Source organism: Algoriphagus sp. TR-M9 (assembly GCF_027594545.1).
GTDB classification, from domain to species: domain Bacteria; phylum Bacteroidota; class Bacteroidia; order Cytophagales; family Cyclobacteriaceae; genus Algoriphagus; species Algoriphagus halophytocola.
Window position 1 is genome coordinate 3,849,862 of record NZ_CP115160.1, and the last position, 25,264, is coordinate 3,875,125.

Consider the following 25,264-nt stretch of genomic DNA (forward strand, 5'->3'; position numbering starts at 1 on the left):
CGCAGATTTCAGGCTTTTTGATGCGGATAAAGCTGGAATTATTTCAATAACTCCCGAGCGATAACCATTTTTTGAATTTCGGATGTTCCTTCACCAATCGTGCAAAGTTTAGAGTCACGATAGAATTTCTCTACCGGATAATCCTTGGTAAAGCCATATCCCCCAAAAATCTGCACAGCCTCATTGGAAACGGAAACTGCCACTTCGGAAGAGTAATACTTAGCTTGGGCAGAGGCCATAGTTACCTTTTCCCCACGGTTTTTGAGGTCTGCTGCTTTGAAAATCAATAGACTTGAAGCTTCTACTTGAGTAGCCATATCAGCCAATTTGAATGAAATACCCTGGTAGGAACTGATAGGTTTATTGAACTGATGACGCTCCTTGGAGTACTGAACGGCGGCTTCCAAAGCCCCCTCAGCAATGCCCTGACCAAGTGCTGCAATGGAGATTCTTCCTCCATCCAACACCTTCATTGATTGGATAAAACCATCACCTACTTTTCCTAACACCTGGCTTTCAGAAACCTTGCAGTCCGTGAAAATCATTTCTGCCGTTTCGGAAGCACGCATTCCTAGTTTATCTTCTTTTCGTCCTCCTTTAAATCCTGGAGTGCCTCGCTCTACAATAAATGCCGTCATTCCATGTGAATCCCCGATTTCACCAGTCCGTGCGATTACCACAGCCACATCACCGGAAACACCATGAGTGATGAAATTCTTGGCGCCATTGATGACCCAGTGGCCCCCTTCTTTTTTAGCTACCGTACGCATATTTCCGGCATCTGAGCCGGTGTTTGGTTCAGTCAGCCCCCAAGCTCCCAACCACTCGCAGCTAGCCAGTTTGGGCAGGTATTTCTTCTTTTGCTCCTCTGAACCAAAAGCCATGATGTGCCCGGAGCAAAGGGAGTTATGCGCAGCCATAGACAGCCCTACAGCCGGATCCAGCTTAGATAGCTCCACAATCGCTGTAACATATTCCAAGTATCCAAAACCTGAGCCTCCATATTCTGTAGGGATCAAAACACCCATCAGGCCGAGTTCGCCTAGTTTTTTGAATAAATCTACAGGGAAAAATTGCCGCTCATCCCAGTCCTTGCGAAATGGAGTAATTTCCTTGGCACCAAAATCACGGATCATCTGTGCGATCATCCGCTGATTTTCATTTTGATTGAAATCTAGCATGTGTATGTATTTGGGTTTATATCTATTATAAAAACCCTAAGATTCAGAAATAGTTTGGATTCAACAAATCCTAGCTGACCGTAGGAAATTTCTTTTTCAACCCTTTCGCAATCAAATAAATAGGACGCTACAGAAACCAAAGATGAAATAATGTACAGATCGGAAAATCTGCCACTTTAAATGGAGCCTTGCACCTGAAATCTTTTTTAGCTTATTTTCCATCTAATCAATTGTTTATGCGTTTTCTTACCCGATTATTTGCTGTATTTCTACTTTTACTGGCTTCCACAAAATTGATCGCCCAAAGTACCCGACAGTTATTGGACAGTTTGAAATTAGAGCTCTCAAATGCCCCTACTGACCAAGAACGATCTTTGGTCCTTTCTGACCTCACCTGGCATTATGTACCGGTATCACTGGACACAGCGATCTCCTTTGGGGAGGAAAATGTAGGCCTAGCGATGTCACTCGACGATCCAGACATACTTTCACAGGCATACAGTGACCTGGCCTATGCCTACATGGAAAAAGGTGAACTTCTAGGCGCGCGAAAAAACTACCAAGAAGCGCTACGCATCCGCTATAAAACGGGGGACTCTACGAAAATATACGGTACCATTACCAACCTGGGCTCTGTGTATCAGCGGGATTTTCAGTCTGATTCCGCCATGGTCAACTACCTGAAAGCACTCAGTTTTTTTGAGCGAACCGGAAACGAGCGAAATGCTGATTTTGTACGGAATAACATTGGGGTGATTTATCTGGAAATGAGGAATTACCCAAAGGCTTTGGAGATCCTTAAAGAAGTAGCTGAATACCGCAAAGCAAACGGGGAAGACTACCTATATGCCTCTACCCTTACCAATATTGCCAGTATTCATAAAAACCAGAAAAATTTTGAAAAGGCGGAAGAAACTTACCTTGAAGCTTTGGAGATTTTCCAAAATGAGGAAGACGACTATTATACCTCAACTACCTACAATAACCTGGCAACACTCTACAATGCTCAGGGCAAGAGCGATCTCGCTATTTCCTTTGCTGAAAAAGGCCTCACGCTAGCTGAAAAAGTTGGAGCGGACTATGACTATGCACTGATCGAGTCAAATCTGGCCAAATCTTATCATGACTTAAAGGACTACCGCAAATCCAGGGCATATTACCTGCTAGCCTTGACCCATTTCAAAGCCCAAAATGCAGAGGATGATGTAGCGAGTATGTACTTGCTGATGTCCCCTGTCTATGCTGCTCTAGGAATGCCTGATAGCTCGGCGTATTACACCTCGGCTTACGTGGATCTAAACAAGAAATTGACAGAGCAGGAAATCCAGCAACTCACTACTGACCTGGAAGCAAGGTATCAATCGGAGCAAAAGGATGCGGCCATTGCCCGGCAACAGCTTGAACTGAGGACCAAAAACTTTCAATTGTACGGTTCGCTGGTATTGGCGGTAGTATTGGGTTTGGTGGGCTATCTGCTCTACAGCCAGCAAAAACTGAAGAATCGCCAACTCACTCAGGAAGGCGAATTGAAAGTAGCTTTGGCACAGATCGAAACGCAGAATAAGCTACAGGAACAACGCATGTTAATCTCTCGCGATCTGCATGACAACATAGGCGCCCAGCTTACTTTTATCATTTCTGCGATAGAAAACCTCAAGTATTTTGACCCGATCAAAGACACGCTCACGCATCGATATGAGTCCATTGCCAATTTCACCAAGCAAACCATCACCGAGCTCCGGGACACGATCTGGGCCATGAATTCCGGCCAAATCACCATGGGGCAATTGTCCGCCAGAATTTCTGATTACCTTGAGAGAGCTGGTATTTCCACACGTGGAATCAACTTTGAATTTGAGCTGGATAAAAGTTTGGACCCCAACTTTAGTATGGTTTCATCGGAAGGCATCCAAATTTACCGAATCGTACAGGAAGCAATCCAAAACGCCCTGAAATACGCCTATCCCAGTCAGATTTTAGTTACTGTTTCCCAAAGAAATGGTGATTTCAATCTGAGCATAAATGATGATGGCTCGGGCTTTTTAGAAACTGAGGCTACTGCAGGAAATGGTCTATTCAACATGCGAAAACGAGCCGAAGAACTGGGAGGAAGCCTTCAAATAATATCAGCAAAAGGCCAAGGCACCCAGGTCATCCTTTCCATTCCGGATAGATTAGCCTAATCTGACCAATGGCTAATGGTATGAACTCGAGCATGTCGAAAAACGACACACAGAGGGATGATTATCAACCATGCGAGATTCCATCCCGTTTCCTTCGTCACGGGACAGGTTGTGTCCTTTAAAAATCAAATTATAAACAGATGAAATAGTCCATTTGCCGTATTATTTCGGAGAATAGCTTTATATAGCTTTGAAGACCTTCTTTTTATTCTGCAATGGTCCTCTCCATTTTTGAAAATCACTTACTAGGTATTTTAGTGCCTTTAGTTTTGGGCAGTATTGCGCTGCTTCATTTCTTGCTTTTCAAGGAATACATACGTCAAGACAAAATCCAAACTAAACGCCTGAAAGAAATGGAAAGCCTAGTCCAAACTGAAATACTACGCTCCAAAGGCCTAAACTCCCAAGTTGGAAAACTGACAGAAATAAAAGAAAAAACACAGCAACAGCTTGACTTGATCAAACTCCAGGTTCAGTCCATCAAAGCAGACGAAGGAAATCCTAAGAAAAAAACACGCTAAACTCCAATACAACTAAGGACAGATAGGCAAAGAAAAATTCACTACCAATAAATCGGCCCCTTCCCCAGATACTTTTCTGCTATTGGCAGGTAGTATTCTTTTACTTCTTCTAAATCGTAAATCTTAGGAGATTTGGTGTACAAATCATATTGGTTGAAGTCCAAAATCCATTCCTTGTACTGCGCATCTTGCGGAGCTTCAAACTGCGAATAACTTCCCCCATTGTGCCAAGGGTAAAAAGAGTGGTAGCGTACCATCACCATTCCGGCTTCAGGAATTGTGTTTTGGGAGTGGTTTTTCAAGACTTGATAGAAATATTCATCATGCCCCCAAGCGAGCTGTAGATTGTCTAAACCACATCCTTTCTCGTAAATCCCCAATTCGGTGTTGTAGCGTGGGTCTTTCATATCTGGGTTCAGTTTATTGAACTCAGGATAGACACAGGTGTCAGGCAGTTTCGCCCCAACCACAAACACATCGCCGACCAAACCCCACTGCTCGTCTTGGCTCGTGCCGTCCTCGTCCGATCCGAATAAATACATCACCTTACCAAGATCATGAATCAAACCGACCAGCTGCATCCAGTCAGGGCGGTTATCTGCGCGTAAGGCTTCAGCTGACTGAATCAAGTGCTGTACATTCGGCAAATCCAAATCAGGATCACTGACATCGATCAAGGCATTGAGTTTTTCCATGGCATCCCACAGATTCATCGGCTTGTCAAACTTCAGGTATTTTGATTTCATGCGCTGCACGTAATCGTAGGTCTGGTACATGCGCATTTTGCGGTAATGCTCCTTCACAGCAGCTTTGACATCGACGTGATTGTAATTTCTGAATTCCTTTTCTTTAGTTTCCATAGCCTTAAGCGATTGTACCTAAAATTACATAAATAATTACTGTGATTGCAATCAAAATCCAACCCAGCGTAGTCGCATATTTCCAAGGAACTATGCTCAGTTTACCAGAATCGGCCATTACAAATGGAGTTTTTACCGGGGATTGTGCAGACACCAAATGCATCACCATCAGATTGAGGACAAACTCAATTCCCCAAATATGAACGAAATGTATGTTCACTTGAAGAATCAAATCCATCAATATGTAGAATGCCAATCCGAATACCAGTCCTGCTTTTGCCCCTGCGGCAGATACTTTTGGGAAAAAGAATCCAGCAATAATCACCGTCGCCATCGGGATAAAGAAGATACCATTCAACTGCTGTAAAAGCTGATACAATCCAGCTGGAGCATTGGCCACAAATGGAGCGACTAGAATAGAGACGATCGCCAAAATCGCTGAAACCCACTTTCCAATTCTCACGAGCTGACCTTCGTTTGCTGATTTCTTAATATAAACCTTGAAAATATCCAGACTGAAAATAGTCGCAGCGCTATTCAAGGCACTGTTGAATGTGCTCAAGATTGCCCCCATAATCACAGCCACGAAGAATCCGGTCATCCAAGGCGGAAGCACACGCTTTACCAGTTCTGGATAAACGCTATCCTGAGCATCAAAAAGCGTGTCTCCGAAATAGTAGAAACCAATAATCCCCGGAAGCACAATCACCAGTGGAATCAGAATTTTTAAAATACCTGTAAATAGCAGTCCCTTTTGCGCTTCTTTCAAACTAACCGCTCCCAATGCCCGCTGTACGATGGATTGGTGCATGGTCCAGAAGTAAAGTTGATTGATGATCAATCCGGTGAAAAGCACTTCGAATGGCAAAATGGAGTCCCGAGATCCCGGGCCAACAGAAGGTTCTTTACTGATCACATTAAATTTCTCTGGTGCATTATTGAAGACTTTCACCAAGCCATCAATCACATTCCCATCTCCAATGTCCCACAGTGCAAAAACAGGAACCAGCAAACCTGCAATCAGTAAACCAAAACCGTTAATCGTATCTGTGTAAGCCACCATTTTCAATCCTCCAAAAATCGCATAAACTGCTCCGATTACTCCTACCACGACTACAGTGAGCCAGATTCCTTCCGCCTGCGTGATGCCCAGCGTTTCCGATATCCCGAAGATTGACTCGATATTTATTGCTCCGGTATAGAGAACTATTGGCAGCAAGGTGACTACGAATGATATGATAAGCAGAAGTGAAATCAGCGCCTGAGTCATTTTATCAAACCTTTTCTCCAAAAACTCAGGAATGGTAGTCAATCCCATCCGCAGGTATTTTGGGATAAAATACAGAGCTCCGATCACCAGTGCGATAGCCGAAGTGACTTCCCAAGCGATGATGATCGCGCCGTTTCTATAGGCTGATCCATTCATTCCTACCAGATGCTCTGTGGAAATATTGGTCAGCAACATGGAGCCAGCGATGACCACGCCCGTCAAACTGCGACCACCAAGAAAATATCCGTCTTGAGTAGCAAGGTTTTGCTTGCGTAGCATCCAGGTAGAATAGATCGCTACGAAGCCGGTAAAGGCTAGGAAACTAAAAAGAGTAAGCAATTATTTTGGGTTGAGAGGGTTTATCAAAATTGTTTGCAGGGAAAATAGGGAATTAGGTCGAAGGAGCCAACTTGACTCGCTGGTGGAGAAGGAAATAAAAGCAGTTTTGGCACTGCGACAAATAGCTATCTCATCTTACTCTAAGAGAAGTTGCGAGGGAGTCTATGCCCCCGGCTTTGCCGAGGGTTATGAATCGTTTCAATCCTTCGGATCTTTTCGGAAAACTCATGGTATAGTATTCTTTAATATCAAGGGGGTTAGAAATTCAGTTCTAGTAACTTTAAATTAAAATCTTTTAGTATTAGAGTCAATTGGTCTTAAATCCAACCCTAATACTACAAAGTCTAGCTCCGAAGGAGCTTAACAATTCATGACCCTGTACGCAGTGCGGGGTAAAGGAATTAAAAAGACTTTCCTAAGCCCTGGATGGGGCGAGACTTTGTCCCTCGGATTTCCGCTTTGTGAAGAACTTTCAATTGTTAGGGTATTTCCATTGATTCCACTAATAGTTAAATGGTTGAGTTTTGACATTTGAATGTCAATTTAAAGTTCAGATTCTAACTATGGCGAATTTGCCACCAATAGAAAATCTTTTGGCAGCAAAGGTTTTATTCTGACTGTCCATCTAGTATTCTTGATCCCATTTTGGCAATCCGTTTCTTTTACTTTTATTTATCCATTCTTAAAGTTTTAGCCAACCTGTTACCCATGAAAAATTTTCTGTTAGTTCTTATCCTTTGCATTTTCACTTTTTCATCTTTCGCACAGGACATCACCGGGCAGTGGAATGGAGCGCTGAGAGTCCAAGGCACCCAGCTGCGTCTTGTTTTTCACATCGAAAAGACCGACGAAGGCTATAAATCGACCATGGACAGTCCAGACCAGGCTGCATTTGGGATTCCTGTCACTTCCACCAGCTTTGAAAACGATGTCATAAAAATCTCGATTACCAACGCAAATATCCAATATGAAGGAACACTGGGTGAGGACAGTATCATCATAGGGGTATTCAAACAAGCGGGTCAGACCTTCCCGATGAATTTGAGTCGAAGTGAAGTGCAGTCTGAAGAAGTCAAGCGACCTCAGGAGCCCACGAAGCCTTACGGCTATCACTCGGAAGATTTGTTTTTTGAAAATAAAGAAGCCGGAATCAAACTAGCCGGCACCCTCACATTACCTAAAGAAGGAGGTAATTTCCCCGCAGTAATTTTGATTTCAGGCAGCGGTCCACAGAATAGAAATGAAGAATTGATGGGGCATAAACCCTTTTTAGTTTTGTCGGATTTCTTAACTAGAAACGGCATTGCCGTACTTCGATTTGACGATAGGGGAACGGCCAGTTCTGAAGGTAATTTTACGGCAGCCACCAGTATAGATTTCGCCACAGATGTAGCGGCTGCGGTTGATTACCTGAAAACCAGAAAAGAGATCAACCCCGCCCAAATCGGACTTATAGGCCATAGTGAAGGCGGGATCATCGCTCCTATGGTCGCAAATTCCAATCCGCAGGATGTGGATTTTATCGTATTGCTTGCAGGCACAGGTATCCGCGGTGATCAATTGCTTTTACTCCAGCAAGCATTGATCGGAAAAGCAGCAGGAATGACCCCTGCCCAGCTGGAGGAAAATGACATGATCAGTCGTCAAGCTTTTGAGATCATGCTCAAGGACCTGAGCGAAAAAGAGCTACAGCAGGAAATCGCAGCCTACATGACCCAGGTATATAGGAATATTCCTCCGGAAAATGTACCCAATGGAATGACTGAAGCAGATTTTGTAACAGCACAGGTAAAGCAATTGACCAGCCCCTGGATGTCATCTTTTATCAAATATGATCCCAGCATCTCCTTAGAAAAGGTGACTTGCCCCGTCTTGGCTATCAATGGGGAAAAAGATCTTCAAGTTCCGCCCAAAGAAAACTTAGGAGCAATAAAAGCCGCTTTGGAAAAAGGCGGAAATCCAGATATCACCACAGTAGAATTAGCTGGACTAAATCATTTATTCCAAGAAGCTAACACCGGAGCTCCCAGTGAATATGCCAGTATTGATCAGACTTTTGCTCCCGCGGCTATGGAAGTGGTGCTAAGCTGGATCAAAGAAAGAGTAGAGTAAAAGCAGTCAGTTTTATAGTTTTTTTTGAACTGCACTAGGGGTAAGCTTCAACCTTCATGTCTTAGCTGAAAACAAACTCAGTTAAGATGAAGCCTACTGCCAAAATACTTTTTGCACTACTACTAGTTACCATCCAATCTCTATCCGCTCAGGATCTCACACAAACTATTCGCGGAAGCATAGTCGACCAAATCACCAACGCTCCCATGCCAGGGGCAACGGTGATGATTCTGGGATCCGACCCTTTGATTGGTACCACTTCTGATTCCTCGGGTGAATTCAAATTAGAAGATTTACCGGTTGGCACCTATACTTTAAAGGTCAGCTTTATTGGTTTCAAAGAAATCATTTTGCCCAATATCAAGGTAAACTCCGGAAAGGAAGTAGTGCTCAGCATACCCATAGAAGAGGATATTACTCAAATCCAAGAAGTGGTGGTAACAGCCAATGAAAAAGACCGCACCATCAATGAAATGGTACAGGTCAGCGGAAGAACTTTCTCCGTAGAAGACACCCGCAAGTTTGCTGCTGCAGTAAATGATCCCGGCAGAATGGTCACCTCGTTTTCTGGAGTCACCGGCACAGATGATGGGAACAACAACATTTCTATCCGGGGCAACAGCCCCAATGGATTGCTATGGAGAATGGAAGGAATTGACATCCCAAACCCCAACCATTTTGTAAACCCAGGTACCTCAGGCGGTGGAGTTTCAATCTTGAGTTCCCAGCTTTTGTCCAACTCCGACTTTTTAACGGGTGCTTTTCCGGCAGAGTATGGCAATGCGCTTTCGGGTGTATTCGACCTGAACCTAAGGAAAGGGAATAACGAAAACCAAGAATTCACCTTGCAAGCAGGCTTTCTGGGAGTGGATATAGCAGCGGAGGGTCCCATCGCCCAAGGCTACAAGGGGTCATATCTGGTCAATTACCGGTATTCTACACTTTCCTTACTTTCTAAAATCGGATTGCCTTTAGGTGATTTTGTGACCAATTTTCAGGATTTATCCTTCAACGTTTTTCTCCCTACCGGACCTAAAAGTACCATTACCATTTTCGGTTTTGGAGGTCTGAGTGACCAAGATGGAAATGCCGAAAAGGATTCTCTGGCATGGGAGTCCGAAGGCGATAGGTATGGAGGTACATTTTTCTCCAATACTGGAGCCATTGGCGCAAAGCACTCCTACATAGTCAATGCACAAAACTTCCTCCAAACCACGCTCCTGGCTTCTGGAAATGCCATAGGGACCACGGAGAACAGGCTTGATGATAATCTGAATTTCCAGGATAGGTTTTATGAAAATTACAGCAACTCCAAGATCACCTTGAGCGCTGTACTGAACACCAAAGTATCTGCGAAAGCAGCTTTGCGGAGCGGATTCTATGTCAACCAGCTCTATTACAATCTTCGGGAAGATGACTTTGCTGAGGAAACCCAAACCCTGCAAACCAACATCAACTCTAAGGGGAACACGCAAAGTGTCCAGGCTTTTTCCCAGCTAAACTACCGGGCAAATGAGCGTCTCACCTTTAACCTTGGTCTCCACTACATTCAACTGCTATTGAATAATTCCAACTCTGTAGAACCTCGGATCGGTACTTCATACGCTTTGGATGAAAAACAGCGGGTAAGCCTTGGCTATGGCCTGCATTCCCAAGTGCAACCACTCGGAACCTACTTTGCGGAGCAGGACAAAAACGGAGAGATCACCCTTCCAAACAAGAATCTTGATCTAAGTAAGTCACATCATTTTGTGCTAGGCTATGATCGCTCACTCAGTCCACACCTGAGATTGAAAGTAGAAACGTACTACCAGCACCTTTTCCAGATCCCTATCCGAAGTGAAGCAGACGAAAGCTACTCCATTATCAATCAGCAGTGGACTTTTGCCACGGATCCATTAGTGAACGAGGGATATGGAAAAAACTACGGAGTAGAACTGACCCTGGAGCAGTTCACTCATAATGGCCTATACTTTCTTCTCTCTGGCTCACTGTATAATTCTCTGTATAAAACCAATGAGGAGATTTGGAGAAATACTGCTTACAACGGTAATTTCAATATGACCCTGACTGCTGGAAAAGAATACGAATGGAAAAAAAATCGGGTATTCGGAGTGAATCTGAGGGTAATATACAGCGGCGGACTGAGAGATACTCCATTTGACTTGGATGCATCCATAGCCAAAGGCGAAGGGGTATATCTGGAAAATCAAGCGTATGAAATGAAAAACCCAAATTACTTCAGAGCAGATCTACGGTTGAGTCTCACAAAAAACAAACCCAAATCCACCAGGATCTGGGCTCTGGATATTCAAAATGCCAGCAATAGAAAAAATGTATATGGTCAATACTTTGAGCCTATGAGCAATGAAATCAAAACATCTTACCAGGCTCCTTTGATTCCTATTTTAAGTTATCGAGTAGAGTTTTAATCTTTAGCTATAAGCTCAATATGCTTTAATTTTCCCCGGCCAAAGGTGACTCTGCTTTAAGGCTCCATTTCAGCTAGGAGAGCTTTGCCTTTGGCCAAATTCTTTTTGAATAGTTCATAATCATTATGTGGCTTTTGGGAGCCTATCTCTACGGCTTTTTGATACAGTGGCACAGCCTCCTTCACCCTACCCAAAGCCATCAATCCATCCCCCATAGAGTCATAGCCATTGGCAGATTCGGGATGCTGGTTCAGGTTATTTTGAAATAGTACCAAAGCTTGTTCGTATAAATCAAAGCGCATCAAACTATACCCAAGCATGTTGAGATCTCGCTCCGAAAGCAGGGATGCAGGCATGTAATTTTGCATGGCAGCTACGTATGCTGCGTATACTTCAGCATCCTTTACCTTGGCAGCTCTTACCAGTTTCCTATGGGGGTCAGCATATAGCACCTGACGCACAGACTGGGCGATCAGAGTTGGCTCCTGTATAGGAAGTGCATTCACCGATCCAGAGGTAAGGGTTAAAGTATATTCGGGATGATCTAGGGTGTATTTATTCAAAAACTCCACTTTATCAGCAAGCATCTTTTGAACAAATTCCTCGGGATCTATAGGCATGCCCTCTTTCATTGGAAAAACGGTGCTTCTTCTGGCTAGAATCACAGAGGACGGAACTTCAGGCAACTTTTGGGAAGACCATTCCAATTGATTTGCTGAAATCAAATGGATTAATAGTTCACGCTCTTGATTTGCGACTTCTTGCCCACCAATCGACCACATTTTTTGAAAATCCAAATACTTCTCTGCCAGGAGTTCCTGATCCAGATTAGTATCCTGAAGCGCTTGTCTGATCCCTTCCAAATTATCAGTATCCACTAATGGATCTACATAAACCATACCTTCTACTTCATCTTGATAGGTACTGGCATACTCCCTGATGAACAAATTTCCTAAATCACTTCCCACCAAAATATATGGAGGGGCAATATTCATGGCTTCCAATAGGTACTTCAATTCCTTCACCCTACTGGATACACTAGGTTGCTCCCCAGAAGAAGTGGACTCACCCAAACCAGACCTATCGTAAGCGAGTACAGGAGAAAATGCTGCTATCTGAGCAAAAACCTGATTCCAAGTACTCAAAGTTTTCCCACTTCCAGCTTCCAATATCACTACAGGTTGCTGAGGCATCCTTTCTAATAGTCCCGCAGTTTTAGTTTTGATTTGAATTCCTGCCACAGCTACCTGCTGAGTAGAGCTTGATTGGGCCAAGGCGATGGAAGAATAGCTCAGAATAACAACAACAAGGAAGGGGATGCACTTTTTCATAGGACAAACAGTTTTATTGAACTAAAATTTAATCACAAATCAGCAGAATTGAAACCTTGACTTTCAGATATTTATAAAAATTAACACTTCACATTTTGAAATCATGTTGCATGAAAAGCAAATCTGACCATCCACCCTCTTTCCAGGAACGAGACACCTTAGCACTCCTAATCGTAAAACAGAAAGCCCAAGCACGCTAAATCCTCTGCTAAACCAGACTTTATAATGCATTGTTTTTTTTAACTGGCAATAATCGGAAATCCCCAAAACCCATAGCATCCCAAGGCAATTCTGTAAGTTCTGCTAGGCAGGGCTACCCAGTGCAGGCTACTTATTACGGTTTATCTAGCGTACGATACTCCATCCAATCCACCTCTAGTTCGTATCGAAACTTAGGTTTTTCCAGAGAATGTGGATTTCCCTCAACTGCCCAGTCTTGGGTATGCCAAAAGTTCATTCTATACTTGGAGGCATGCTGAGGAATCCCAAGCTGAGAACCCTGATAATCCCATAGTACTAGGGTATCGCCAGTGCTTGGATGAAGCATCCACCAGCGAATTCTCTCCGGATTCCAATCGAACCCATAAGTGTAAAATCCGGAAGAAGCATCGTAGTCTGAAATAGCAGAAACCACTTCAGGCATATTTTGCAAGCCAGTAAGCGCTGTAGGCTCACCATCATAATTGACTTTAGAGATAGTCTCTAGAATTTCACCCTCAGCCAAGTTAATAATTCTTCCAATTCGCTGCAGCCTGCCTGCCTGTCCGGTCCAGGTGCCCACATAGATGATCCTAGGATCTGCAAGGAGCCACTCAAAATCAATTTCACTCAGACCTTCCTGCTCATTTTCGTGATAAGTAAAATATCCGGCTACAGCTCCAACATTAGGTTGCTGTTGCCGCACATCTGGGACTTTGAGTCGAGCTGCGTAAGTGCCAAAGTGTGTAAACTTCTTTGAAATAATCTCAGGTCCCTTTCCTGGGCCTGCTTGTTCCTCGGGGTCCAATTTGAACGATAGAACCTTAGTACCTGCTTCAGAGCGTGATTCTACGCCCAAGTTGGATTTAAAATCGGCGGTAGTTCCAGTAGAACCATAGCTGAAAAACTTGGATTTAGCTTTGGAAAAATCCTCGCGAAACGATTTATGCTGCTTTTGAGAATCTCCCCCTAACAGATTTACCATGAAAAAAAGACAGGTAAACAAATGAAACTTCATGAGCCAAATATAAAGGAATAAAGAAGGCACAAAAAAAAGGACACCATTTCTAGTGTCCTTCAATGTAGCGGGAACAGCGCTACAAACTTCAATTGATTTTCAGTGACTTATAAGAAAAGGGGGGACAAAAAGGGGGACAGGTTCATTTTGCATTTACTTTTTTAAATTTATTTGAATTGAACCATTTCGAACCTCTCAAAACATGTGTTTAAACGCCATATAGCCACTTTTTATGTTTCTAATTTTTGAATGATCTTTTTTCTTTTTGATGTGAAATCAGAAAACGAACCTATTTTAGCTAGGGTCAAAACTAGAAAACGAACCTTTGAATTTCCTGCAAATTTGAAGGTATTTGAGCTGTCACCAGATTGAAGTAATTTGAATGGTTTAGAATCTCAATTTAGCCTCGTACAATTCGTACGGTACGAGGGGTACGAGCCGTACGAGGTGTACGAATTTTAATTTCTTTTAATTGATTCGATTGGCAAATTTAATTCAAAAGTCCTTCTCGGAAAATAATACAATATTTTGTAATTTCGGCTTGCCCTCTATTCAAATTCTTTCCCAAACATGCTCACAAAGCAATATAAATCTAGTTTCATTAAATTTTTTCAACGATACCCTCTCTACGACAAAACTCTTTTTTTTAAAGTTAATACAATGAACATATTTCCATGAAGGGTCAAATTGAATTTACAGAATTCCAAATTCTTCAAAATTTACATTCCGGCCCTACAAGTTTCAGAGCTCTTATCAATTTATACAATGCTTTTAAAGCTTTACCACCATCTAACCTATTGCTTGATTTAAAGCACATTGAATTTATTGATGCAAATCTTTGTGCAAGTCTCGACGCAATATTCTATTTATTAAATAAAGAGGCGGGACACACATTTTATATTGACCACAATGAAATTAAAGGTAGGTTCGAAATTTTTATTAGGAATGGATTCGTAAAATTAACAGGGGAAGAGTTAGGAGAAATTAATTCAAATAGCTCCGCTGTGAGATTAACTAGGTTCACTCCAGACTCAGACGAAAAATTTTTCCATTTTTTAGAAAATTTTTTGTTCTCTAATAAGGCCTTTCATAAAATGCCGCAAATTAGAGATGATATTATTGATCATTTTTGCGAGATTTTCTCAAACATTGGATTACATGCAAGGACAAATGATCCTGTTTTTGCATGTGGCCAATTTTACCCTAAAAAGAAGGTTTTAAAGTTTACTCTTGTTGATTTAGGAATTGGATTTTATGAACCGATTGGAGAGTTTTTAGGAAGCCGTATTCAATCTCCATTGGATGCAATAAATTGGGCTCTCGAAGATGGAAATACAACCAAAATAGATGCTATTGGCGGTTCAGGATTAAGTAGGTTAAAGTTATATTGTGAAGAACATGGGCACATTTTTCAAATTCTCACTGATGGGGTTTGTTGGACAAATGGCGCTGGAATTTTTAAACATTGGGAAATGGAAAAATTTCCAGGCACAACAATTAATTTGGAATTCTCGTGTAAATAGATGACATTAAGCTCATTATTATAAAAATTTTTATACTTTTGCGCTCCCATGATTAATCTCGCTGAAATACTAGGAAAGAAAATTGCAATCCTTCACTCTGATGGATTGAAAGTCTTTGGTGCAATAATGGAAGAACTGGTCGAAAATGGCCAATTTACATTGAATTTTGACGGAATTTCTACAAGTACAACTGCTTTTTTAAATGCCTCAATTGGGAAAGTTCTAATGAATTCACCTGAGGCAGTTGAAAAGATGCAAATAAAAAATGCAGATGCCGGTATTTTAAGTAAAATTGATTGGGTTAAAGATACTGCTTTAAACAAAGGGAGAAGAGAAGCTAGAGAAGATGCAATGAGGGATTTTCTCGAAAACGCATAAATTCAAAATGGCCTTAAATATTTCTCAGCTTTCTAATCAGAAGCTAGACCCCAAAAAGCAATACTTTTTAGATGCAAATGTTTGGATATTTTCACTTGGAGCAATTTTCTCTCCAAACAAGAAAGAATCAGTCTATATTAATTTTGTTGATAAACTTTTAGCAGGAGGCCATAAAATATGGACTCATTCCTTAGTTTTTTCAGAAGTCCTTAATGCCTTGATACGAAATTCTTTTGATGATTACAAAAATGAACTTTTAGCAAGGGAAAGTGACTCCTCAGAAAGGGATAAAATTTTAAAGCTTAGTTTAAAAAAGAATTTCAGGAATACAACTCAATATTACAATACATTAGAAAGAGTCAAATCTGATATAGAAAGCTACATTCCTAATTTAGTATTTCTAGACAAATTGTATGATTTCAATTTTGAGTATTTGTCTAAAAATTACCCATCAAATTCTGATTTCAACGATTATATTTATTACGAAATGTCGTTGGATCATTCCCTGACAATTATTACTGACGATGGTGATTTTGATTTTAGTGATATTGAAATATTTACTGAGAATCAATGGTTATTGAAAAACTCAAGGAGCTAAATAGCTTTTTTTACAGTTACAATAAACTATTAAATCAATTTTTCATCCTATTTAAAAAAGGGACGATTGACAGCCTAAGACATCATTAACAGTTCTCTGTTGTGTCCCTTAATGTATTCCCAGTCTTTAGCATGAAACGAATTAGCTACATCCGAGAGTAGTGGTGCATCGTAGAAGGCAAGGATTGCCTTATCGAACTCACCAATATTTACTTGTTTGGTATGGTTTACCACCGCATAGAGCTTTAGAATGTCTGCCACCTGTTCTTTTGATATTGTGGCTTTGTTTAGTTGCTCGTAACTGGTTTTGGTAATTGGTTCAATGATGTGGAAGTCCGATAGCGTTTTGAGAAACGCCCTTGTGGAACGCTTCACAATCTCTGAATCACCAAATGATTCTGTCATCTTTTTGGTGAGGGCAGTAGAACTGATTTCTTGGGATGCATCAAAGATTTGGAAATAGGTTTTGGTGAAGGACTTCAAAATATCGTAGTGCATGATAAACATGGCCATGTAAATGGGCTTCATGTATTCGTAATCATGCTGCTTGCTCAATTGGATGAGTATGTTGTCTTCAATGGTGGATTTGCTTTCCTGAAAACTGTAAATGAAGGTTCTGAACAATACTGTTCTTGTCTTTCTTCTCCCGTCCTTTCCTGTTAATTCAGTAGCAATATCATTGTAGGCATCATAGAACTCTTCGGGTTTTCTTCCCGGTTCTACCATGCGGAGCGATTTGTATATCCACTCTGGTTTTAGTGGTCTGTCGTATCCCAACATCAATTCAATTTTATAAAAGGGACTATCATCTCTTCTAAGGTGATGCCCCCGTGGTTCACTTCAATTTTGTCTTTGTATGTAAACATGGTTCTGCCTTCAGGTAGAACCACTTTTTTATCGTTCTCGAATGGAATGTTGATTTGTTCCATATCCAACAATTCCGAATTGTCTGCCTTAATGATGACAGCTCTTTTGGCAAAGCCATCAATCAGGTATTTTTCTATGCGTTTGCCATTGCCTTTGGCGACTATGGAGCCATGATCTGAGCAGAGGTAAACGGCATAGCCTTCTTCTTTGAGTAACTGAATGTCTTGCTTGATACTGCTTTTCTGCAAGTAGTCTTTGGCTGCATTCAGGTAAGGTGTTTTGTCTTCTAATCCTGGTGGAAACTGAACTGCATGTGCTAATTCATCAAAGAAGTTGTAGAGAACGGAAACCACATCATAACCAAGTAGCTTGTCTGCGGTGATGGTATCGCTTTCGGTTAAATAGGTGGTGTGCTGTGTTGCAAAGTTATTGGCTAAGGCTTTGGCTTCTGCAGGTCTGCCCGGTGCTTTGTGGTTGTACACTTCTCGCTTGCCTTCATAAATGGCCATGCGTGAAATGCTGGTTACCGAAGGCAACATGGCAAAAACAGCTTTTTCATCCAATTCTGCTTCATCTAATTCCAAATGCGCTTTGAGTAGGTTCCATTCTGTAAAGCCCATGCAGTCTAAACATAGAAGGGCAACCTTCTCATGGTTATTAGCTTTTAGATGGGGAATGATTTTATCAACTGATAATGGGCGTTTTGGTGTAGAAGCAAAAAATATCTGATCCATGCCATTTTGCGCAAAAAAGGGTTTGCTCCACTGGTCAACCTGCTCATAGATTTCTTGCTCTATGGCTGTGCCATAGGCATAACTTAGGTAGTTGAGCTGACCTAATACCGTACTAGCTTCAGTTAAGGAATTGATGCTTGGCTCTTCTATAACCAATTGATTGAGCTGCTCCAATAAAGCATTGAACTGCTTCTCAGATTGTAAGCGATTGGCTTTAGCCAAGAGCGTATCAATATGGCTTTTGTTGATTGGGTTGTGTCTATTTGAAAGATAAACTACTTCCAATAGCTGAATGACTTGCTCCGTACTGAATTGTTTCAAAGCCTTGTAAGCATCTCCATTGATGGGCAGGTCTTTATATTGGAAGGATTTACATTCTCTATCGTTGCAGATGAATGTAGGAACATTCTCAACGGTGGTAAGTATGATTTGTGGCTCAGATTTATTGCTCAAAGGCAACATATCCGCTACGGTATGGCAAAGCTGACAGCTGATGCCATGCGTTTGCAGATAGCCTGTAAAGCTATCATGCAGCAACACGCCCGTATAGTCTGATATTACCTTTGGCTGACCATTATCAAGGCTTAAAGCGGTATGGATTGCATCTTGCCACAACATAGAACTTAGGCTAAACCGTCTACCTGAATTTCTGCTGCTTCAACAAAATCTGCCAACTCTCCATTGTTTTCTAAAATGGAAGGATGCAGCTTGGATGCAATGGTGAGAATATCCTTAAATCGCTTGTCTTTGTAGCAACGCTCAAAACCGTAGGTAAGGGCTTCTTTTCGTACTTCTTTGATTTTCTTACTCTCGGTTTGTGCCTGAATAAGTATGGTCTCAAACTCTTTCCAAAGGTGCTTTTGACGCTTCTCTGTGATTTGATTGTGTTCTTCTTTTGACTTAGGTCTGCGGTACAAGCCACCTTCAAACACAAAGTTTTCTTCTAATAAATCACGAAGCTCAGGCACTTGGTCACCTTGAAAATCAACTATTTGATTGTAGGTGATTGATATATCTGAAAACTTTTTAGGCTCTGACAACAAATTGAAGAGCCAAACAATTGCGGAGCTTTCATCTATTACAAATAAAGAATTTAGACCTTGAACGATTTCGGACATCCCTTTTAACTTCATTTCTTTCTTATATTCTATGTAAGAATTAAGTTGACTAGAGGTAAACCACAATCCATCTTCTTCAATAAAACTTGAGCTAAGAGAGTTGTAAAAGTCTTTAGCATCAACATTCAGATCGAAACCATGCTGGATAAAAAAACCAACTAATTTGGCATAGAGTGACTTGGCAGTTCTTTCCACAAATGAATCAATTCTTAGTTGGTTGAGATACTGTTCAATAAACGCATGTTCTAAATTTTGACCACTTGAAGATTGAACGATTTTATTATTGAAGCTCTCTTCAGGTTTGAAAGCAAAAATTATTAAGTCTTTGTCTACACTGGCGTCTGATGATACTTGCTTGAATGAACCTAGTTTTTTATCTAAAACCGAAACTTGAGATATTATAAATCCTGCCTTATTAATAGCATCTCTAATCGTATTCCATATTTTAGATTTACTATTATTAAACTCTACTGTAATCCATCTTTTGGGCTTTAATACTCTGAAATATTCTTTAAAAGTGCTGCTAAGGAGGTCTAAATATTCTTCATCACCCTTTGATTGATTCTTGTTAATTATAGTTTCTTTCTCTATACCGGTCAAAACTTTTAGCCACGACTCCCAAATAAAATTCATATCTGAATACATAATGTTCGAACCGAAAGGAGGGTCTGTAAATATGTAGTCAATCGAATTAGAAGGAATATTACTTAAATCAGTTGCAGATTGCGTTGATATACACGTATCCGAATTTGATTTTTCCCTAATTATTGCTTTGGAAAAGTTTTTACTAAATTTTCTTTCAGCAACTTCCATGGGGTTGTATGATTGAATCAAAGATGGGATTGAAAGATTGTTTATTGCTCCTGCACTCAAACCTTTGGGTCTATAGGGCATCCGTTTTGTACAACGCATCCCTAAAATTGAAGTACAGAAAAACATGCCAAAACTTTGGTTTGAAGATTTTAAGGCTAAATCCCAAAACTTCGATAAACAATAAAGAGTGGACTTAAAATAGAAGTCAGAAGTCCTAGTTAATCCATTTGATTTTTTAGGTTGGCTTAAGTTATATCCGTCTGGTATTTCATTTATTGGATACCAATAAGGAATAGATATTGTTTCTTCCTGTTCTAATAGAAAATTTATTTCACTTCCTGTAAGTGCCCTTCTTGATTTGGTTTTTCCTTTTAAAATTGAGGCTTCAACAGGTACCATTTCAGGTTGACCGCTTTGATTAAATGATTTAACTAAGGACCTTTTACTGATTTCTTTAGCACCACAAGATGTACATTCACCAAGATCCTTGACTTTCTCAGTTTCCTTATCAACAAATGAATCCCAAAATGTTAGTTTGGAATTACAAATTGGGCATTGATATACTTCTGACCATATTACATAGTTGATGTAATCTCCGTTGGGAAGGGTGAAGAGTTTTCTACATTCCTTCTTTACATCTTTTAAAATATTATGTAATTCAATTAGATAATTCGAATCAAAGAGACTATAGTTGTTGTTGTATGAAATAAATGTAGCAGCAGGGGATAGATCAATGAGAATTGAGTTTCTATTGAGAAGTCGAGCTGCAACTCCCGTCATTCCACTTCCTGAATATGCATCTAAAACAAAGTCATTTGGCTCTGTAAAATGCTTAATGTATTTCATAATTGCCTTATGAGGCACCTTTGTGTGGTAGGAGTGCGTCATGTAAATAGGATGACGTTTACCTTCTTCTACATCACCGTTATAAGCTGTCTTAAAATATCGATCACTCGAAGGATCATATACTTTTCCATTTTCCAAAATAAATTCAGCTAAAAATGGATTTGGACCTGCAGTAAAGTAAGGTGCTTGGGCAAGTTTTATAATATCATCATCGCTACCAATTGGAAAGCCTTCTATATTCTTTAGCTCGGGGAGTCTCTTTCTAAGTTCGTCTTTATAATCCATAGTCTTACTCTTCAATTTTAAAGCGCACTTCTTTGCCTTTATGGTCCTTTTCCAATTCCTGGTAAAGGTTAAAGAAGGCTTGCTGCATTTGGCTTAGGGTTACTAATTCGTTTTTCTTGAATACTCGGTTTACCAAGTCTTGCTGTTTAAGGCTTACCACTTCAATATCTACAAAGAGTTTGTTGATGGAAGCAATCAAACCACTGTTGATGTCTGCCGGTAGTTCTTCTTTGGCTATAATTTGCTCAATGGCTTTTTTGTGTTCCGGTTGGATTTTCACCAAATCAAGCTGCTCTTTCTTTTTGATGACTTCCTGCACAATTGTCATTTCATATTCACCGGCAATAGTGTTCAGCGCAGCGGTAACACCTGCAGCTTCATCTTTAATGGATGAATAGTCTCGTTCTTGCTTGAGGAAGTTGGAGTTTACATCAAATGGAATGTCGTATAAACTCTCTACATCTACATCTTTGGCTCTGAGAGAAGTTAAGCCTGTCCATTTCTGCACCTTGCCATCTAGCTTCTGCGGTACGTTGCACTGGGCACTTGCCAAAATCTGTGCTCGCTTGAAATTAGGGTCGGATGTGAAAGTGAGTAAAGGTTTCCAATCTACTTTATCGCCAATGGTATTGCGCAAGGCAGGATAGTAGAAGTCTTTCACATACTGGTCCTTAAAGCTGCTGATCTTGCCTTTTATCGGGAATCGCTCACTCAGATTATTGAACTTCTTGAAATCCTTAACGATGGCTTTGGTATCTTCATGCAAGGTTTCGAGCTTCTCATGCAGCCCTTTTTCTTCTAAGTATGATTTGTTGTTCTCAATAATGGCAAGGGATTGCTCCATGTATTCAATGCCTTTGTGGGTGCTTTCAAAATACTCATGCAAAGCATCTTTCAGGTTGTGCATTTCACCAAGTAGGCTAGAAATATCGCCCAACTTGCTTGCATAGCTGTTGATGGTATTGAATTTAGCGTGGTTGTTTATTTCCAATCCTGCCCAATCAATCGCTTTTATTTCATCAAACTTGGCTTTTACGCTATCCACATTCAGATAACTGGTGCTTTTGGCTTCCAATCGCTGAATGAGCAAATCGATTTCCTTAATATCCTTAGCAATCTCAGCAACCTTTTTCTTGTACTCAGCAAACGCATCGTTGCGGTGCTTCTCTTGAAGCATCATGTTGCCATTTAGTCCAAGCGCATTGAGTAGGTTTTGGGCAAAGTCATAAGATAGGTCGTCTTTCTTGGTGGCATATATGATGTTCTCAAACATGTTGAGACTTCTAAACTTCTCTTTGATGTTGGAGATGTCCAACTCATCACCACCACGACCTTTTAAGGTAATCTTGCCTAGGGCAGTGAGCACCACCAAGAAGAAATGAACCACTTTTGGTTCTAATCCATAAGGCTTGCCTGTAAACTGCTGCACAATCTCTTTTTCAATATCTACCACCTTACCCTTTTTGGCATTGATGATGGACTGAATTTGGCTTACCACTTTGTTTCCGTTTAGCTCTGGGTCGCCATTGGCGTTTATTAAATTGAGTGCTGAAAGGAAGTTCTTAGCCCTTTGCGAAATGCTTCTGAAATTACCATTGGTGGTTTCATCGGCTATCAGAGAAAGTGAATGTGTAATGTTGCCTGATGATAGAATTTCAGCATACTTAGGGTGCTCAGGATATTCTTTGTTGAAGCATTCATCAAATACCTTCTTCTTGAGTTCAGAGATAACTTCCGAAAGGTTATTGTACTCTTTTCCAAGCGTTGATCTGATGCTGATTACATCACCATTGATACTGGTGGTAGCGTAATTCTGTATCTGTTTGGTGAGTTGGTATTTTACGCCCGATACGGTAATGCCTTTAGGATCTCGGTATCCATTGATGCTATCGGTCAGCTTTCGTGACATTACACTGGTTAGGATATTCTTACTCATTAAAGAGCGAATAGCCACAATCCGCTTGATGCGTTCAATATTCTCCTGGCTTCCAAACTGTATTTCAATGTTCAGTTGGTTGGGTGCGTAGGTTGGTATCTTCTTTTTGCTGAAAGGAGATTGGAACACAATTACATAATCAGCCGAATCTACTTCTTCCACTTCTTCACCCTTACGGTTGAATATGATGAAGCCTTTACGGAATGACTTAACCGATTGCCATGTGGTTTCATCTTCAAAGATGTTTGGCAAGTTATTGTAGTTGATAAGGCCTAATATCTCTTTGAGTTGATCAAAGACCACATCTTCTTGCTTGTCTTCATTACCTCCAACGGCATTGATTTCATTGTCAATACGCTCTTCCGGGTCTTGTCCATCAATGGCAGGGTCAAACTTGAAGTAATCGTTTCCTGTTTGGTCATCCTTTACCACTTTCAAGTAAAAGCCATCAGTGGCTTCACGCACCTTCTTCACAATTTGAGCTACTCGAACGTGCGCTTCAAAGGTGTCGTTAGGATGAATAATCATTAGCTTCTGTGCTAATTCTTTGGCAGTAGCACCGTTTTCACCTTTACTCCAAAGAGAGTAAACTGCAAGCCCTTTGATGATTTTGAAGGCATCATCATGTAGTTTGCGTTCCAAGTTGGCTACAATCTTCTCCTTTACGATGTTCACCACCTTTACCAAGTCATGGACTCCTTCAAGGTTTCGGTTATTCGGGTTGTTGGCTAGGATGTCATAGATGCGGTCGAAGGTGAAGAAGTAGGGGAAAGGTTTTGAAACTACATGCTTCAATTCACTTTGCGCAAATTGGATAATACCCCTTTTTTCGAAATATGGCAGCTCATGGAAAAGGTCTAATAAATCAGGTGTGAACGGGAACAGGTCAATGTACTCTTCCTGATTATTCGCCACCGTTTCTATCTTCTTGATGAAAGGTTTTAGTTCCGTTTCAATTTTGAGTTTCTGTTCCTTACTCTTTGGTACAATCCTTTGAGAGATAACTTTCTTTACGGCTTCTCTACGAATGATGATATTTTGGAAACGCTGACTGATTCGAGCTTCATCAGCAGCGATGTTGGCTAATCTTGGGCTGGAATAGATGTCTTCCTGCATGGAAATGGCCAATACAATATCTTCATCCTGGCAAACTTGTGCCACTACTCGCAAGAACTGGAAGTCTCTCTTGATCTTGTATTCTTCCTTGGCTTGTAAGAAGTCAGAAACTTCATCCACAACTACCAAAAGTCCCTTGGTTGGGTCTTTCTCTTTAAGCAGTTGAATGATATTTGATAGGTGCTCCTTGATGTCAAGCGTTACGCCATCTTCATATTTTGGAATCTCAATGTCGTACTCTCTCTTTAATTGCTTTTCAAGTTCTCTAAAGAAGAAGTATGCAAGGTCAACGTTTACGGGTTGAAGCTCAAACTGGACCGTAAAGAATTGGCGAGAAATGGTTTCGGCTTCTTTGCGAACAGCATTGTTTTTAATGAGTGAGCGAAGCGAAGGATTGTTGATAATACTCACCAAGAAGGCAATCAAGTGCGATTTACCACTACCGTAGTTACCAATGATTTTAACAGCCTTGTGATTGGGTTTCTTGATGTTGTCAATGAAATCCTTGATTTGGGTTTCAAGTCCTTCTGAAATGATGTAGCTGGAGATAAGCTCCTTTTGCAGGTCATCATGCTTCAGGTCGGTATCAATATCAACCACATCCTTGATTTCGGTGTAGTTGAATAGCTTTCCTATTGCTCCATCAGGAAGTTTATCCTGTGGTTTGTATTCACCTTCTGGTTCAGAAACGATGCTTACATAGTTATCTTCAACATCTTCAATCTTGGTAATCAGTATGTCGTTTACATCTTTATCGTAGTACTCATCGCTGCCTACCTTACCATAAGAGATTCGGTTGCTGATTATCTTCTCATCTTCCAAAAACAACACACTGCTTTTGTTCCGTGAGTTGTACTTGAATGCACCTACCGGAGAGATTTTGGTAAAGGCATCATGGTAAAGGATGCTGGCGTTTAGCAGAATGAGTTTGTCAGGCTTGTTGGAAAACCATTCTTTGATGTGTTGTCCAACATCATGACTGGGTTCATCCTTGGCTTCAAGCTCTGCAAAGATTGGTTGCAGTTCTGCTCCCACATCTACCTTGGTGTAGTCAATGGAGTCTAAGTAATTGATGATTTTTTCCCGTTTCGCACTGTTGTCACCTACAACAGCCCACAATTTGAATCGTAGGCTGTTTGCGAGAGATAGGTAGGTGTCAATGTGTTTAGTCTTGTCCATAGTTTATTTCGTTGAGAACAAGCTCTAATGCCTGTTTCGAATAACCTTCATCTTTTATTGATCTCTTAATCTTTTCGGCAAGCCACAAAGGCATCAAAGATTTCTCATTGACACCAAAGATTATGGCTAATTGCTTAAGGTGAGTTTTACTCACAGGCTTTTCGTTCTTTTCCATCTTACTGACATAGGCAGTATCGATTGAAAGGGATGCGGCAACTTCTCGTTGAAGCATTCCCTTTTCTTCTCTTAAATCTCTGAGCTTTTCACCAAGCATTAGTAAAAACCAAATTATTGTCCTAAAAAGGTCAAATATAGAAAAGTACTGAGAATGATAGCCACTTTTTTAAATTCTTTAAGCATCGAAAATTTTGATTATCTGGAAGAATAAAACATTGTAAATCGACTTAATAAAAAAAAATATGAAAGA

17 protein-coding genes are annotated in these 25,264 nt (G+C 40.8%); 7 read left to right on the forward strand and 10 right to left on the reverse strand.

Going from position 1 to position 25,264, the window contains the following annotated elements; translation table 11 throughout:
* Positions 1 to 38: 38 nt before the first annotated feature.
* A complete protein-coding gene (locus tag PBT90_RS16280) occupies positions 39 to 1,181 on the reverse strand; it encodes an acyl-CoA dehydrogenase family protein (protein WP_264807579.1) in 1,143 nt (380 codons plus the stop codon).
* Between the two features lie 236 nt (positions 1,182 to 1,417).
* On the opposite strand from PBT90_RS16280, the gene PBT90_RS16285 reads away from it, so the two are divergent.
* Positions 1,418 to 3,364 (forward strand): tetratricopeptide repeat-containing sensor histidine kinase, encoded by a 1,947-nt coding sequence (locus PBT90_RS16285; RefSeq protein WP_264807580.1) that lies wholly within the window; start codon positions 1,418 to 1,420, stop codon positions 3,362 to 3,364.
* A 257-nt stretch (positions 3,365 to 3,621) separates the two neighbouring features.
* Complete coding sequence (locus PBT90_RS16290; RefSeq protein WP_270130038.1) at positions 3,622 to 3,885, forward strand: hypothetical protein; 264 nt, start codon at positions 3,622 to 3,624, stop codon at positions 3,883 to 3,885.
* A 41-nt stretch (positions 3,886 to 3,926) separates the two neighbouring features.
* On the opposite strand, the gene PBT90_RS16295 is transcribed toward PBT90_RS16290, so the two are convergent.
* Positions 3,927 to 4,745 (reverse strand): inositol oxygenase, encoded by an 819-nt coding sequence (locus PBT90_RS16295; RefSeq protein WP_264807582.1) that lies wholly within the window; start codon positions 4,743 to 4,745, stop codon positions 3,927 to 3,929.
* Positions 4,746 to 4,749: 4 nt separating this feature from the next.
* Positions 4,750 to 6,354, reverse strand: a complete 1,605-nt coding sequence (locus PBT90_RS16300) for a solute:sodium symporter family transporter (RefSeq protein ID WP_264807583.1) — start codon at positions 6,352 to 6,354, stop codon at positions 4,750 to 4,752.
* 708 nt (positions 6,355 to 7,062) lie between these two features.
* On the opposite strand from PBT90_RS16300, the gene PBT90_RS16305 reads away from it, so the two are divergent.
* Positions 7,063 to 8,466 carry an alpha/beta hydrolase family protein gene (locus PBT90_RS16305; RefSeq protein WP_264807584.1) on the forward strand — a complete coding sequence of 468 codons (1,404 nt, stop codon included), beginning with the start codon at positions 7,063 to 7,065 and terminating at the stop codon, positions 8,464 to 8,466.
* Positions 8,467 to 8,552: 86 nt separating this feature from the next.
* Positions 8,553 to 10,898, forward strand: coding sequence for a TonB-dependent receptor (locus tag PBT90_RS16310; protein ID WP_264807585.1), 2,346 nt, complete (start codon positions 8,553 to 8,555; stop codon positions 10,896 to 10,898).
* 56 nt (positions 10,899 to 10,954) lie between these two features.
* On the opposite strand, the gene PBT90_RS16315 is transcribed toward PBT90_RS16310, so the two are convergent.
* The gene (locus PBT90_RS16315; RefSeq protein WP_264807586.1) at positions 10,955 to 12,229 is read right to left on the reverse strand and encodes an alpha/beta hydrolase; all 1,275 of its coding nucleotides are present in this window, start codon (positions 12,227 to 12,229) and stop codon (positions 10,955 to 10,957) included.
* Positions 12,230 to 12,563: 334 nt separating this feature from the next.
* Complete coding sequence (locus PBT90_RS16320; RefSeq protein WP_264807587.1) at positions 12,564 to 13,412, reverse strand: glycoside hydrolase family 16 protein; 849 nt, start codon at positions 13,410 to 13,412, stop codon at positions 12,564 to 12,566.
* Positions 13,413 to 14,119: 707 nt separating this feature from the next.
* Here PBT90_RS16320 and PBT90_RS16325 point away from each other — a divergent pair.
* From PBT90_RS16325 to PBT90_RS16335, 3 genes are read left to right on the forward strand one after another with little or no spacing between them, the layout of a single operon-like run.
* Complete coding sequence (locus PBT90_RS16325; RefSeq protein WP_270130043.1) at positions 14,120 to 14,968, forward strand: hypothetical protein; 849 nt, start codon at positions 14,120 to 14,122, stop codon at positions 14,966 to 14,968.
* 48 nt (positions 14,969 to 15,016) lie between these two features.
* On the forward strand, positions 15,017 to 15,346 hold the full coding sequence (locus PBT90_RS16330; protein ID WP_270130045.1) for an STAS-like domain-containing protein: 330 nt from the start codon (positions 15,017 to 15,019) through the stop codon (positions 15,344 to 15,346).
* 7 nt (positions 15,347 to 15,353) lie between these two features.
* Entirely contained in the window at positions 15,354 to 15,944 is a 591-nt protein-coding gene (locus tag PBT90_RS16335; RefSeq protein WP_270130047.1) for a hypothetical protein, read from the forward strand.
* 74 nt (positions 15,945 to 16,018) lie between these two features.
* Here the strand turns inward: PBT90_RS16335 and PBT90_RS16340 are convergent, their stop codons facing one another.
* From PBT90_RS16340 to PBT90_RS16360, 5 genes are read right to left on the reverse strand one after another with little or no spacing between them, the layout of a single operon-like run.
* Positions 16,019 to 16,669: a hypothetical protein gene (locus PBT90_RS16340; protein ID WP_270130049.1), complete on the reverse strand. Its 651-nt coding sequence runs from the start codon at positions 16,667 to 16,669 to the stop codon at positions 16,019 to 16,021.
* A 53-nt stretch (positions 16,670 to 16,722) separates the two neighbouring features.
* The gene (locus tag PBT90_RS16345; protein WP_270130051.1) at positions 16,723 to 18,162 is read right to left on the reverse strand and encodes a PglZ domain-containing protein; all 1,440 of its coding nucleotides are present in this window, start codon (positions 18,160 to 18,162) and stop codon (positions 16,723 to 16,725) included.
* A gap of 5 nt (positions 18,163 to 18,167) precedes the next feature.
* Positions 18,168 to 20,606: a DNA methyltransferase gene (locus tag PBT90_RS16350; protein WP_270130053.1), complete on the reverse strand. Its 2,439-nt coding sequence runs from the start codon at positions 20,604 to 20,606 to the stop codon at positions 18,168 to 18,170.
* Between the two features lie 4 nt (positions 20,607 to 20,610).
* Positions 20,611 to 24,837 carry a DUF6079 family protein gene (locus tag PBT90_RS16355; protein WP_270130055.1) on the reverse strand — a complete coding sequence of 1,409 codons (4,227 nt, stop codon included), beginning with the start codon at positions 24,835 to 24,837 and terminating at the stop codon, positions 20,611 to 20,613.
* Positions 24,824 to 25,111, reverse strand: a complete 288-nt coding sequence (locus tag PBT90_RS16360) for a helix-turn-helix domain-containing protein (RefSeq protein ID WP_270130057.1) — start codon at positions 25,109 to 25,111, stop codon at positions 24,824 to 24,826. The genes PBT90_RS16355 and PBT90_RS16360 overlap by 14 nt, the downstream gene beginning before the upstream one ends.
* Positions 25,112 to 25,264 lie beyond the last annotated feature (153 nt).

Bases quoted from the DNA above. Each gene is read 5' to 3' on its own strand.
- PBT90_RS16280 (WP_264807579.1), bottom strand. From the start codon at position 1,181: ATGCTAGATTTCAATCAAAATGAAAATCAGCGGATGATCGCACAGATG.
- PBT90_RS16285 (WP_264807580.1), top strand. From the start codon at position 1,418: ATGCGTTTTCTTACCCGATTATTTGCTGTATTTCTACTTTTACTGGCT.
- PBT90_RS16295 (WP_264807582.1), bottom strand. From the start codon at position 4,745: ATGGAAACTAAAGAAAAGGAATTCAGAAATTACAATCACGTCGATGTC.
- PBT90_RS16305 (WP_264807584.1), top strand. From the start codon at position 7,063: ATGAAAAATTTTCTGTTAGTTCTTATCCTTTGCATTTTCACTTTTTCA.
- PBT90_RS16310 (WP_264807585.1), top strand. From the start codon at position 8,553: ATGAAGCCTACTGCCAAAATACTTTTTGCACTACTACTAGTTACCATC.
- PBT90_RS16315 (WP_264807586.1), bottom strand. From the start codon at position 12,229: ATGAAAAAGTGCATCCCCTTCCTTGTTGTTGTTATTCTGAGCTATTCT.
- PBT90_RS16320 (WP_264807587.1), bottom strand. From the start codon at position 13,412: ATGGTAAATCTGTTAGGGGGAGATTCTCAAAAGCAGCATAAATCGTTT.
- PBT90_RS16325 (WP_270130043.1), top strand. From the start codon at position 14,120: ATGAAGGGTCAAATTGAATTTACAGAATTCCAAATTCTTCAAAATTTA.
- PBT90_RS16330 (WP_270130045.1), top strand. From the start codon at position 15,017: ATGATTAATCTCGCTGAAATACTAGGAAAGAAAATTGCAATCCTTCAC.
- PBT90_RS16335 (WP_270130047.1), top strand. From the start codon at position 15,354: ATGGCCTTAAATATTTCTCAGCTTTCTAATCAGAAGCTAGACCCCAAA.
- PBT90_RS16340 (WP_270130049.1), bottom strand. From the start codon at position 16,669: ATGGTAGAACCGGGAAGAAAACCCGAAGAGTTCTATGATGCCTACAAT.
- PBT90_RS16345 (WP_270130051.1), bottom strand. From the start codon at position 18,162: ATGTTGTGGCAAGATGCAATCCATACCGCTTTAAGCCTTGATAATGGT.
- PBT90_RS16350 (WP_270130053.1), bottom strand. From the start codon at position 20,606: ATGGATTATAAAGACGAACTTAGAAAGAGACTCCCCGAGCTAAAGAAT.
- PBT90_RS16355 (WP_270130055.1), bottom strand. From the start codon at position 24,837: ATGGACAAGACTAAACACATTGACACCTACCTATCTCTCGCAAACAGC.
- PBT90_RS16360 (WP_270130057.1), bottom strand. From the start codon at position 25,111: ATGCTTGGTGAAAAGCTCAGAGATTTAAGAGAAGAAAAGGGAATGCTT.